Source organism: Listeria sp. ILCC797 (assembly GCF_900186185.1).
Lineage (GTDB): Bacteria > Bacillota > Bacilli > Lactobacillales > Listeriaceae > Listeria > Listeria goaensis.
This window is the reverse complement of record NZ_FYBS01000013.1, coordinates 48,908-60,990: the sequence shown is the minus strand read 5'-3', so window position 1 is coordinate 60,990 and position 12,083 is coordinate 48,908. Positions and strand designations below refer to the sequence as shown.

Below are 12,083 nucleotides of genomic sequence, written 5' to 3'. Positions count from 1 at the left end.
CCCGCTCTAATCGCCGCACGTCCTCCATGACGTCTTGTAACCGCTCGGCATTGATGAACATATCTGGCGTGGCGTCCACTTGACTATAAAAATCTTGTATGTACTGCGCGAGGAGCTCCTCGCTCATTGTCATCGCTTGTAGAACCGTTTCCACAAGCGGCACGTAACTTACTTCATAATACGCTTTCGACCGGTCGACGGCTTCTCCTGACACGCGTGATTCATTCGTATAGGCGATCACCGCTTTTTGAAAGTCCGTTAGCCACCTACTCGCCTCCGTATTGGACTTCTTCAGTTTTTCTAGAAAATCCTCCACTTCGGCAATCGCAATCCGACTCATGTGCGCCACCTCTTCTGTAGAGCTTGTTGGTCTTCCTCTAAGGCGTACAAGGCGCGCTTTTCACGTTGTATCGCTTCCTGTGTTTCCGCCTCGCGTGCTTGTAAAGCGCGTTGCCAAAGCTTGGCATCACGCGCCTGCTCCTCCTCTAGTAGCCGATGAAATCCGTTCGCCGCACTCCCGCGCCAAGCGTCACGCCATTTCTCAAGCATATCAAATTCCTGCTTATACACCGCTTGAAAATCTTCTGCGCACTCGGTTTCCTCTTGGCTCGTGCGCCACAAGTCACGCAATTTGTCTTCGGTTTCTCGTTGTTTTTCGCGATTGTGCATCAGTTCTTGTTCGATCGCCGCGCTCCTTTTATCCACCTAAAGGACCTCCTTTTCGGCTTAAAGCTTGGTCCTGTTTCGCGAAGGCTGCGCCTAATTCTGTGAGGCGACGCACGTCTTGACCCGACACCTGCCCGAATTTCTCAACCGAAAGGACCAGATCAATTAAACTGTTTCGAAGCGTGTTGATTGAATTCGCATATGTTTCTTCCATCTTGACCTCTCGAAGTGGCAAGTAAGCCTTGTCTTTCATTTTACCCATCTCTCCCACGTGCTCGCTGAACACGGCTTCGTTGGATTTAATTTCCCGCATGTTTGTTCCTCCTGATGTTTGACCTGTCGTTCTAGTATACCATTCAAACAGGAGGTGAGTTGTGACTACTTTGTGAAATTTTCCGGCATTTATACACCCAAAAAACAGCTTTATGGACCTTCAATAAAAAACGAGGTGGGAAAATGTTTTCCCACCTCGTTTTGTATTCGTTTATTTATTTTCTTTCAAAAAAGCATCGTATTGTTTTTGTAGTTCTTTTCTAACCTTTTCGTAGCCAGCTTTTTCGAGTTTTTTGTTCATTTCTGGGATTGCTTTATCTGGATCAAGAGTTCCTGTGTTTAAACCATCGATGTATTGATTCATTACGTTAGCAATGTTTGAAAGCTCGGTTTTAATGGAATCCGTTTTGACGTTAAAACCGAGAAGTGGTGACTGTGTTGCGTTTGCAATAGAATCATCGCGTGTTTTAATCATGTCATCCGTAATGTTTGCAGTTGGGTAAAGAATTTTGTTATTTCCTGTGTTCCAAGCAGATAAATGGTTGTTCGCTTTGTAGCCATCTAATATTTTTGCGTGACCATTATCTGTTTTTTCCCAACTTTTACCTTCTTCACCGTAAACAAGTGTGTTTAGCACGTCTGGATTAGAATTTAAAACGCCGAGAACCTCAACTGCTTTTTCTTTGTTTTTTGAGTTACTTGAAACGACAAAGTTTGCCATTTGAGATTGCGCATTTGTTTTAGATGGGTTTGTAATTGGACGGGATACAAGTTCCTGACCGGCAACTTGCGTAAGTAACATATCACCGTAATCATATGGACCTTGTGTTTCTTGACGAGCAAACCAAGTTGCCCCGTCTAATGGGTATTCCGTTGTATTCGTTGCAGCATCTTGTGCGATATAGCCTTTTTTGTAGAAACCATGCATTGCGCGTAAATTGTCACGTAGTTCTGTTGTATCAAACTGGTTCACAATTTTCGTTGTATCGCCTTTTAGGTCTACGGCAAATGGCATGCCATTTTCAATTGGATATTCTAATTCTGCCTCTACTTTAAAGCCTTGTCCAGCGGCTAACGGCATAACACTTTTTTCGTTTTTCTTAATTGTCGCTAGAAGTGGTTCTAAATCCGCATACGTATTTACATTTGATACATCTAAATTATATTTATCCAAGTATTGCTTGTTGAATGTTAGAACTTGTTGCGCGAACACATTGCCGTTTACAGGCATCGCGTACAATTTCCCATTAATCGAATTCCCTTTTATATAAGCAGGGTCTAGTTGATCGTAAGCTTCTTTAGCATATTTCGGTAAAAGTTCCGTTAAATCAGCGTATGCGCCTTTTTGTGCGTTGATGACATAGTTATTTGCGAAGGCGATATCGTAGTTTTCACCTGAGGATACCATAACGGACATTTTCTTGTCGTAGTCACCCCAAGAAATGAAACGCATATCAAGCTTAGCGCCCGTTTCTTTTTCAATTGTTTCGTTTGCTTTTGCTAACAACTTATCGAAGCCTTCTGGTTTATCTCCGATTTGATACATGACAATTGTATCTTTATCGCTGCCTTTTGCAGAATCAGATGAACCACACGCCGATAGTGAAACAAGAAGGACTGTTGCGAGAATTCCTGTTGTTAATACCTTTATCCACTTTTTCATTTTTCCTTCCACTCCTCTTTAAAATATATAGTTTAATCCAAATAAAGAAAACGCTTTCTAGAAAAAATTATACTATTTGTCCATACTTCCAAAAAGGTATAAATCATATTAAAAAAGCTATAAACTATAGTTTTTGTATAATCGATAAGGTAAATTTGAACTCGTCTGGTAGTCCATTTCGGCGAGCTCCTCCGCAGTTTTAGTTGCTTTTGGTAGATCGTTTTCGACAAGCGCTTGGGCTAAAACGAGTTCGCATTCCGCACGCATTAGGCACGGTGCGATTTCAGTTTGAAAGCGCGAATTGGGTAGCTTTCCTAGCTCACGCAGCGCCAAAACAAGTTTTTCTACTTCGTCACAAATCCCTTTGGCATCTTTTTTATGAAGTAACGTTTGATGATGCAAAGACAAGCCAAACTGGATGCGGGTATTTTGATTGTGCGCTATGAAAATCCGAAAACTTGGCAGGAAGTCGCCTGCAAATTCGGTGAGGACCGCGTCAAAATCCTCGCTGCCACTGTACCAGGCGAACTGGCTCATATGATGAAGCGTGATTTTGGAGAGTTCCAGTGCGGGCATCGGATTTGCGACAAGCCCAATTGCACCGTTTTCCGCCAAATACGGCGTCCGATTTTCATAAGGAGAAAGAAAAAATTGCTTCTTATCGTCCTCAAAGTCGTTGACCGGCGTGTTATCCCAAACAATAATGGGATGCCCGTACACGTCCCGCATGCGCTGCATATCAGCCGTTGTAATCGCATGCGCGAGCGTCTCGGGGCCCGTCCAAAAGAACGGAATTTCAGGCGGCGTATGTTTTTCGAGCTCTTCCAAATACGGCGAATCAAAGCCATTGTCATATTCGGTCGGACAGACGACAAGCTCGTAATGAACAAGCGTCTCGCGCAAAAACGCATCAACCGCGCGAACTAAATAGGCATGCGCCACGCCCGGCGTCGCAAAGCGCTTTTTTGTTTCGCCTTTCAAAATATAGTCAATATCATCGAGCAACAAACCAAAACGCGTCACACCAACATCAATTAGCTGCTTTAATTTCGCAAAAAGGGCCTTTAAATCAGCCTCTGACGTATAATCAATATCATTTCCCGGGCTAATCATATAGTAAAAATCAATGTCCCAGTCGGCCGAAAAATGCACATATTCTTCAAAAAGAGCAAGTTCCTTTTCGGGATAAAACTCACGCCAATTCATGCGAGAAAGCGTATCATGTTTTGGCGCGTACATATATGTGTTCAGCTTATGGTCACGAATGAAACGGAGAGCTTCTAGCCTGTCCTCGTGCTGCCATGGTCTGCCATAAAAGCCTTCAACAATGCCGCGCATCGGCAAGGACGCCGAGTGACTAATTGCCCCCAAGTGGCACAAAAATCGTATCCGCACGCATCACAATGTGCTCCATAAACGCTTCCATTCCATATCTCAGGCCGCGCCGACAAGACGCGTGAATGGTCACTAGCTCCCGGTCAACCTCAAGTCTAAAGCCATCGCCTAGAATCCCACGGTCAAAAACGTGACGCAGTCTTAAATCGCACATTTCTTCCGTGTCACCCGGCAAAATGTCAAATAAGTGTCTCGGGTTCTTCATTCCGTACGGCACATCTACTGGCTTGCCGAAGCGAATGAAGCGGCTTTCCAAGCGTAATTTAAACGCTCTCTTTTTAAACGAAAGATATTCGCCTGTTAAATATTTTTCTTTGTATTTCACGCTTTTTCCTCCTATTCGATAGGGTCGAAATTCGCTTGATATTCCTCACGAAACTCCTTTGGCGAGATGCCGCAAATCTTCTTAAAACTTTTATAGAAGTAGCCCGCGCTCGTATAACCCGTTTTTTCCGCGATTTCGCTAATCGTCATGCCCGTATCCACCAAGAAACTTTGCGCCTGCTTAATGCGATATTGATGCAAATACTGGGAAAAACTTTTGTTCGTTTCTTTTTTGAAAAGCTGACCGAGGTACATCGTGTTCATGTGAATCCTGCCAGCGATTTCCTTCAGCGACAGTGCAAGATGATATTCCTCTTGGACGATTTCGATAACGTCTTGCACGTGCTGCGAATACATTCTCCGACCTTTACTACTTCTAATTTCTTCTATCGTGTCCCAAATGACCGGTTCAAGTTCTTCAAAATTAAGGCCCGATGTAATCTTTTCCGCCTGATTTTGGTAAAATGTTTCACTTAAACCTTCGAATTGGCGATATAGGTCAATGAAAATCAGGAAAATGATATGCCGGGTGTAATCTGGTTTTGCGGCTGCTGCACGTAATTTTGCAAAGATAATTTCAATTTCACCTTGAATCGTTTCAAAATCCCGCAGCGATAAAGCTTTATTAAATTCAACAAAAGAAATACTCGGTAGCGCCCCGCGCGCATCCACATCGCCCACATCGCTATTTTTCAGACCGTTAAAATCGTAGAATTCATGTAGCCTACTGGAACTAAGTGCGCTGTCGTAACTTGACGGCACATCTTTCATATCGACAACCGTTTCCCCGACAACTAAATCCGCATCACTTAAACCAAGCGCCGATTTCATCTTCCCAGTAAAAATTTTAAGCGGCATTTTATCCCCCAGATAAATAAGCAACCACATATCAATTTCTAGCGCATAATGAACGAGCGGCTGATTTTCTAGAATTAAATACTCTTGAATCCGCGTCTCATTTGGCCCGCGTTTTATAAAAATAACCGTGTAGTTTTCCGTTAAAACGTCAATCTTATTTTCTAGTAAATACGTGCTTAAATCACTATAAATGATGTCGCCATGAATCCAACTGAGAATGAAATATTCCGCCAAATACCCTTGATCGCGTTCGTCTTGTTCATCTTGTTTTAGCGCTTTCGTTACGGCATGTAGCGTTTCAATCATCTCCGCTTTATTCACCGGTTTCAGCAAATAATTTTCCGTGCCAAGTTTCAGCGTATCTTTCACATATTGAAATTCCTGATAACCAGAAAGCATGATGAAGCGAAATGGAATCCCTTCCTCTCTCGCTTTCGCAACAAATTCAATTCCCGAAAGAACTGGCATGTTGACATCAACAACGACTAAATCAATTGGGTTTTTGCGAACGTAGTTGAGCGCTTCTTCTCCATTGGCAGCAGTTCCCACAACTTCATAGCCATACTCCTGCCAAGAAATTAGCTTTTTCAGTCCATTTACAATCATATATTCATCGTCTACTAAAAGAACTCGGTACACTAGGATTCACTCCTCTCTTTTTTTAAAGGAAAACGAATTTCAATCGTTACGCCACCCGTTTCGTTTTGCATAATTCGCATACGATACAAACTTCCAAAAAAACCGCGCATTCTTTCATTTACGTTTTTAATGCCAATTGATTTTCCTTCTTCAAGAGAATTATCTTTAAGTAAATCTTCCTCCAATTCGACTAGCTTCTCAGGCGACATGCCCATGCCATTATCCTTCACAATAATGACGACCATTTCCTCTTCCAAAAAGGCTTTTATGCTACCGGCATTATCAATTCGCGTGTAGTCGACGCCGTGAACAAAATAATTCTCAAGTAACGGCTGAATAATAAATTTCGGAATTCGCACATCTCGCACTTCTTGCGCGACCGAAAAAGAATACGCCAGACGATCGGGATAACGCATCTGATACAAGTAAAAATATTTTTCACAAAAATCGAGTTCAGCGGCGACCGTCGTTGTTTTCTCTTGTGAAATATTATTTCTAAGTAGCGCAGCAAACGCGTATACGACTTCTGCAAGTTCATCTGCTTCAAGGCTTACCGCATACATCCGAATATACTCGAGCGTGTTGTACAAGAAATGCGGATTAATTTGCGACTGGAGCGCCCGCATATTGGCATCTTTTTGCGCAATTTCTAGTTCATAAATATCGGTAATGTATTGATTAATACTGTCGAGCATTGCGTTTATCCCGTGTGAAATCGCGTATAGTTCCCCTTCTTTACTGCCCTCATCAATTCGTGCTGCGAGCTCCCCATTTGAAACATCTTGAATGGAATAAAGAATGCCTTTTACTTGCCTATTATATTTTGAAAAAATTTTATAGAGTGCTGAAATAAGTAATAAATTAAGTAAAAATACGCCTACCCATAAAAAGATAAGTGAACTTTGCATGGAGTACCATACATTTTGATTGGAAATCAGCGTGATGACTTGATAGCCGTTTGCTAATGTCACGTGCTTGACGATATATTTTTTGTTTAGTTCGCTTAAAGTTTTATCGATGCCATTTGGTAGTTGGGCATCTAAAGTTTCCTTACTTTGATCGTTTTTATCCATTTGATAATTAAATACAAGGTTTCCTTGTTCGGTTAAAATATAGAGCGAAACTGGCAAGTCCTCTCCGTATGTCGAGAGCGTTTCCTTAAACTCGTCTGGGCGGAGCGTTAAATAGAAGTCGCCCATTTTTTCAAGTGTCGCCGGATTTAACAAATTTTTCTGCAAACGAATACCGTTTTCTTCTTTTGGGACAGCATCGACTAAGTAGCCGTTTTTATTCGTTAAATCGGAGTAGAGCACTTGCTTTTCGTCTTCGAGCGAAATGGCAATGGACTGAACGCTTTCATCATCATAATAAATTTCGCGCAGTCGCAGTGGTAAATAATTATATTCTGTACTCGTTTCGGCATGCAGGCTGTAATTCAAATAATCTTCGCTATTCATATCAAAAAAATGATGCATGCTATCTACTTTTGCTTGATTGCTGAGTAAATCACGTGTAATCAACTCTAATTTAGAATTTTTCCCCGAGATAATGTCTGCTACATGTCCGGCGGATTGATTCGTTGCAGTTTGCGCAATCTTTTCGTCGCGCTCAAAAATAAAGTAACTTACAAACGCTGAAAAAATAGTGATGCCAACAATTAAGATGACGGCATACCACTTTAACAAATACATGAAAACATTTTTCTTTTTCACAAAACTCCCACATCCTCTTATTCCAGTTCAAACTTCTTGTTTATCATCTCATAAACTCCACGGGTAATAAATAGGGCAAAAAAGATTGCGATTGCTTCCACACCGAATAATAGTAGTGCAGGATATTTAAAGGTCAAAAAACCGACAACGAAAAAGCCTAAGGCCATTTTAATGAGCGTGAAAAAATTGCTGAAAAACGCCATGACAGATAGATTTAAAATATTTTTCACAGTTGTTTCGTAGCGCGCATCGGTTATGAGTACGAAGAAGTAGCCTAAAAAAAGCACGCATAGGCAAAACGCGAGTACGAAAGTAATGATAAAGAAAACGAGGCCCTTCATTTGGACGACTAGAAATAAATTGTAGGCAAGGAGTGCAAATGCGCCTGCAAACAAGTAAAACAATGCATTCCCACGTTTAAAACTTGCTTTAAACTGTGCAAAAGCTCTTTTCCAAGTTATTTCTTTGTAGGAAAATCCTTGTTCAAAAGCGAGTTGTGTGATGGCCGACCACGCTGGGCCGACCCCTAAAATAATGCCGCCGCAAAACATTAGGCCGACAAAAATGAGGTTTAATTTAATGACGGTGTAGCACCGTATAAAGATTTGTTCTATCGCGCGTCCAATCATGCTTCTCTCTCCTTTTAAAAACGCCAGAAAGGAAGCAGAATAAACTGCTCCCTGAAAGGCCTTATTCTTTTACGCCACCGATTGTCATTCCTCTGACGAAATATTTTTGGAAGAATGGATAGCTTAGAGCAATTGGTAGTGTGGAAATAACGACCATCGCCATTCGAGTTGCTTCACGTGGAATTGTCGCAAGGCCACCTGCCATGTTGCCGCTCATTCCGGCATTTTGAGCCATATAATCGATATTTGATTGAATCTTCATAAGTAGATATTGTAATGGGACTAGATTGTCGCTTTGAATATAAAGCAAGGCGTTAAACCAGTCATTCCAATAACCTAATGCGGCAAATAAACTAATTGTCGCAATTCCGGGAACGGCAAGTGGTAATACGATTTTAACGAAGATACGAATTTCACTTGCCCCGTCAATTCGTGCGGATTCAATAATTGAATTTGATACAGAACGATTAAAGAACGTTCGCATGACAATAATATTAAATGGACTTAATGCCATTGGTAAAATTAGTGCCCAAACTGTGTCTTTAAGTTGGAGTAAGTTTGTCATGATGATATAGTTTGGTACCATTCCTGGGCTAAATAACATCGTAATTAGCGCAAAAATAGTTAAGAAACGGCGCCATTTAAAATTCGGTCTTGAAATCGCGTACGCATATGTAGATGTGAAACTTACATTGATGATTGTTCCGAAAACCGTTACAAAGACGGTTACGAATAGCGATTGCAAAATTTGGTCTTTCATTTCATAGAGATAGCGATAACCATCGAAACTCCACTCAGAAGGAATAAGTTGATACCCTTCTGTTACAAGGGCATTCTCGCCCGTCAAAGAAATAATGATAACAAAAACGAGCGGAAACACACACGTAAAGGCGAATAAACCTATTAAAATGGAGAAGAGTAAATTCGTTTTTTTCCCAAAAGTGCGGTGCCTTACTTCTGTAATTTTGATTTTTTTCTCTGCCATTGTTTACTCCCTCCTAGAAAAGTGCGGATTCCGGATCATATTTGCGGACAATCAGATTTGTTCCAACTACGAGAATAAATCCAACTAATGATTGGTAAAGCCCTGCCGCGGCGGCCATTCCAATATCTCCGGTACTTGTTAAACCGTTATAAATATATGTATCAAGTACGGAAGTTACTTCATAAAGTGCGCCTGAATTTCGCGGAACTTGGTAGAATAAACCGAAGTCTGCTCGGAAGATATTCCCGACTGCTAAAATGGATAAGATGGTAATGAGTGGGACAAGCTGTGGTAACGTAACGTTTTTTACTTGCTGCCACTTGCTTGCACCGTCCATTTGTGCTGCTTCATAATAAGTCGGGTCGATTCCCATAATCGTTGCAAAATAAATAATACTGTTGTAACCGACGCCTTTCCATATTCCCATGAACACCAAAATGTACGGCCAGTATTTTGGTTCTGTATACCAGCTAATCGCTTCGCCGCCATTTGCAACGATGATGCTGTTTAAAAGCCCTTTGTCTGGGCTCAAGAAAGCGTAAACAAAATAGCTAATAACAACCCATGATAAAAAGTAAGGCAATAGCATCGACGTTTGATAGACTTTAACAAGTTTTTTCGAACGCAATTCGCTCATTATAATCGCAATCATTACTGCCACAATAAGTCCTAGCACAATAAACGCTAAATTGTATAGCACGGTATTTCGTGTAATCAAATAAGCATTGTCCGAACTAAATAGAAATTTAAAGTTATCAAAGCCGACCCAAGGGCTTGCTTTCAAGCTGTCAATAAAGCCGCCAGCTGCATACTGGAAGTCTTTAAACGCGACAACGTTTCCGAAAACTGGAATATAAAAGAACACAATTAGCCAAGCAAATCCCGGCAAGCACATTGCCAGAAAAGCTTTATTTTTCATAAATTCGCGTCCCAATTTCTTCATGACTCTCTCCCTTTCTTCTGAAAAACAGTTTCTCGTGTACTTTTATTTTAGCGAAAGAAAAAATTTCTCAAAAGATACAAAACATAGATAAAAAAGGACGAAATATATAATTTAGCTACTCAAGTCTACACGGATAAAAAAGGATTCTCGCCATCATACAGACAAGAATCCTTCACCAAAAAACGCTATAAACAGGCACTACGCTTTATTTTGTGCTTTTAAAAATGAAATAACCTTTCTCTTTCACAACTGTTTCGACGTTTCCGAAAACTTCTTCCATTTTCTTTGCCGCCGAAGGGCCGCCTTGTTTTTTCTGAATTACAATCCATAGCTCCCCGAAGTCCGCTAAATAGCCATGAGCTTCTTCCAAAATCGCATGGACCAATTTTTTTCCGGCACGAATCGGTGGGTTGCTTAAAATCGCCTGATAGTCTGTTTTAGAAACATTTTCATACACGGAGCTTTCAAAAATTTGCACATTTTGAATGTGGTTTAAAGCCGCGTTTTCCTTCGCAAGTTCTAGCGCGCGTAAATTGACATCCACCATATCAATCGTAGCTTCTGGAAAGCTTTTCGCGATAGCGAGGCCAATTGGCCCGTAACCGCAACCGACATCTAAAATGCGTCCTGTTGTCTTGTTTAACTGGAACGCCTCTATTAAAATACGCGAACCAAAGTCTACCGCATTTTTTGAAAAAACACCTGCATCACTTATAAATTTAAATTCATTTCCCCGAAGAACAAAATTCAAATATTTCCGCGCATGTTTTAAATCATCGTTATTAGAAAAATAATGCTTCGTCAAATTTCTTCCCCCATTTCTCTCACCATTAAATATAACATAGGGGAAGAAATTCTGGAAAGGTCAGTCTTGGAAAACTTCTTGCATCATTTTTATGACTTCTTCTGCACAATCTTCTGCTTGCGGGAAAATACCATACTTATCAATAAAGGCGTGCATCATTCCCACGTAGCAAATTGATTTCGTCTTCACGCCGGCTTCTTCTAGTTCTTTGGCAAACACATTTGCAAATGGTCTTAAATAGTCAAATTCGGCGCTTACAAGGAGTGTTGGCGGATAGACTGATTTGTCTTTTGCCGAGAGCGGCGAATAAATTGGGCTCGCTGGATCTTGGTCTCTCACGTAAGCCGTCCGCAAAATAACATTGGCGCCTCCCATTGAATTAAACGCGTCACCCATTTGTTTTTCTAAATTTTTTTCAAAGTGAAAGCGTTCGATTGGCCATGCATATTTTTGATTTTCCTCATCTAAAAGTGTGAGCGATGGGTAAAGTAGCGCCTGCATGCCGATGTAGTTAGTGCCCTTTTCACGGTCGATGAAGGAGGCGGCTGCGGCAAGTGTGCCACCTGCACTATCTCCTGAAACGACAATTTTCGAAGCATCTGCGTGTAACATGTCGGCATTTTGTACGACCCAAAGCACCGCCTGATACGCATCATTTGTCGCGGCAGGGGCGGGATGTTCCGGTGCCAAATGATAGCCCACGTTAATGACGACGGCTGGAAGCTTTTCCGATAGCCCTTTGCAGAAGTTTTCTACAACGTCCATTTTTCCACCAATAAAGCCGCCGCCGTGATAGAAAATAATTGCGGGCGCTTTGTCTTTCTGATTCATGTGACGGTATACACGGACAGGGAAACTTCCTTCTGCAGTTTTAATCGTATGCTCAGCGACATCGATATTGTTTGACAAGTCCACATTGGCGCTCCCCATCATTTGGCGCATCGCAAGCGCCGCCATCGATGCTGCCTCAACGTTTGACAAGTCCACATCTTGCGGCATTTCGCCCACCGCCTGATTCGTCCCGCCTTCTTGTGCCTTACGCATATCCGCTGCAAGATACGGATTTAGTTCTCCGGGATTTTGATTTCTTGTTTTCTTAAAATAAACTTCAATTCCATCTTCTTTTTCCAAATCTGTATATTTACCTAGAAACTGTAAATCTTTTCTGTAGTCTGACATCACTTTCTCACC

Annotated in this window: 13 protein-coding genes; all 13 read right to left on the bottom strand. The window is 41.5% G+C overall.

The window, feature by feature from the left end:
• On the bottom strand, nt 1-340 hold a 340-nt coding region (locus tag BN1609_RS12345), incomplete at its 3' end, for a T7SS effector LXG polymorphic toxin (protein ID WP_220387167.1).
• Nucleotides 337-705 (bottom strand): hypothetical protein, encoded by a 369-nt coding sequence (locus BN1609_RS12340; protein ID WP_088814596.1) that lies wholly within the window; start codon nt 703-705, stop codon nt 337-339. The genes BN1609_RS12340 and BN1609_RS12345, both read right to left, overlap by 4 nt.
• A complete protein-coding gene (locus tag BN1609_RS12335; protein ID WP_088814597.1) occupies nt 698-979 on the bottom strand; it encodes a DUF3130 family protein in 282 nt (93 codons plus the stop codon). Before BN1609_RS12335 ends, BN1609_RS12340 begins: the two co-directional genes overlap by 8 nt.
• Nucleotides 980-1,150: 171 nt before the next feature.
• A complete protein-coding gene (locus tag BN1609_RS12330; protein WP_088810989.1) occupies nt 1,151-2,602 on the bottom strand; it encodes an ABC transporter substrate-binding protein in 1,452 nt (483 codons plus the stop codon).
• Between the two features lie 117 nt (nt 2,603-2,719).
• Nucleotides 2,720-3,997, bottom strand: coding sequence for a beta-N-acetylglucosaminidase domain-containing protein (locus BN1609_RS12325; RefSeq protein WP_255377384.1), 1,278 nt, complete (start codon nt 3,995-3,997; stop codon nt 2,720-2,722).
• Nucleotides 3,960-4,322, bottom strand: a complete 363-nt coding sequence (locus BN1609_RS14120) for a hypothetical protein (RefSeq protein ID WP_255377383.1) — start codon at nt 4,320-4,322, stop codon at nt 3,960-3,962. The genes BN1609_RS12325 and BN1609_RS14120 overlap by 38 nt, the downstream gene beginning before the upstream one ends.
• 11 nt (nt 4,323-4,333) lie before the next feature.
• Nucleotides 4,334-5,818, bottom strand: coding sequence for a response regulator transcription factor (locus tag BN1609_RS12320; protein ID WP_088810991.1), 1,485 nt, complete (start codon nt 5,816-5,818; stop codon nt 4,334-4,336).
• Complete coding sequence (locus BN1609_RS12315; protein ID WP_088810992.1) at nt 5,818-7,530, bottom strand: sensor histidine kinase; 1,713 nt, start codon at nt 7,528-7,530, stop codon at nt 5,818-5,820. Before BN1609_RS12315 ends, BN1609_RS12320 begins: the two co-directional genes overlap by 1 nt.
• 17 nt (nt 7,531-7,547) lie before the next feature.
• The gene (locus tag BN1609_RS12310) at nt 7,548-8,159 is read right to left on the bottom strand and encodes a YesL family protein (protein ID WP_088810993.1); all 612 of its coding nucleotides are present in this window, start codon (nt 8,157-8,159) and stop codon (nt 7,548-7,550) included.
• Nucleotides 8,160-8,220: 61 nt separating this feature from the next.
• Nucleotides 8,221-9,144, bottom strand: a complete 924-nt coding sequence (locus tag BN1609_RS12305; RefSeq protein WP_088810994.1) for a carbohydrate ABC transporter permease — start codon at nt 9,142-9,144, stop codon at nt 8,221-8,223.
• A gap of 13 nt (nt 9,145-9,157) precedes the next feature.
• Complete coding sequence (locus BN1609_RS12300; RefSeq protein WP_088810995.1) at nt 9,158-10,087, bottom strand: sugar ABC transporter permease; 930 nt, start codon at nt 10,085-10,087, stop codon at nt 9,158-9,160.
• Between the two features lie 205 nt (nt 10,088-10,292).
• On the bottom strand, nt 10,293-10,892 hold the full coding sequence (locus BN1609_RS12295; RefSeq protein ID WP_088840918.1) for a class I SAM-dependent methyltransferase: 600 nt from the start codon (nt 10,890-10,892) through the stop codon (nt 10,293-10,295).
• A gap of 60 nt (nt 10,893-10,952) precedes the next feature.
• Nucleotides 10,953-12,071, bottom strand: coding sequence for an alpha/beta hydrolase (locus BN1609_RS12290; protein WP_088840917.1), 1,119 nt, complete (start codon nt 12,069-12,071; stop codon nt 10,953-10,955).
• Between the last annotated feature and the right edge of the window lie 12 nt (nt 12,072-12,083).

Coding starts and splice junctions, on each gene's coding strand:
- BN1609_RS12335 (WP_088814597.1), bottom strand. CDS start 979: ATGCGGGAAATTAAATCCAACGAAGCCGTGTTCAGCGAGCACGTGGGA.
- BN1609_RS12330 (WP_088810989.1), bottom strand. CDS start 2,602: ATGAAAAAGTGGATAAAGGTATTAACAACAGGAATTCTCGCAACAGTC.
- BN1609_RS12310 (WP_088810993.1), bottom strand. CDS start 8,159: ATGATTGGACGCGCGATAGAACAAATCTTTATACGGTGCTACACCGTC.
- BN1609_RS12305 (WP_088810994.1), bottom strand. CDS start 9,144: ATGGCAGAGAAAAAAATCAAAATTACAGAAGTAAGGCACCGCACTTTT.
- BN1609_RS12300 (WP_088810995.1), bottom strand. CDS start 10,087: ATGAAGAAATTGGGACGCGAATTTATGAAAAATAAAGCTTTTCTGGCA.
- BN1609_RS12290 (WP_088840917.1), bottom strand. CDS start 12,071: ATGTCAGACTACAGAAAAGATTTACAGTTTCTAGGTAAATATACAGAT.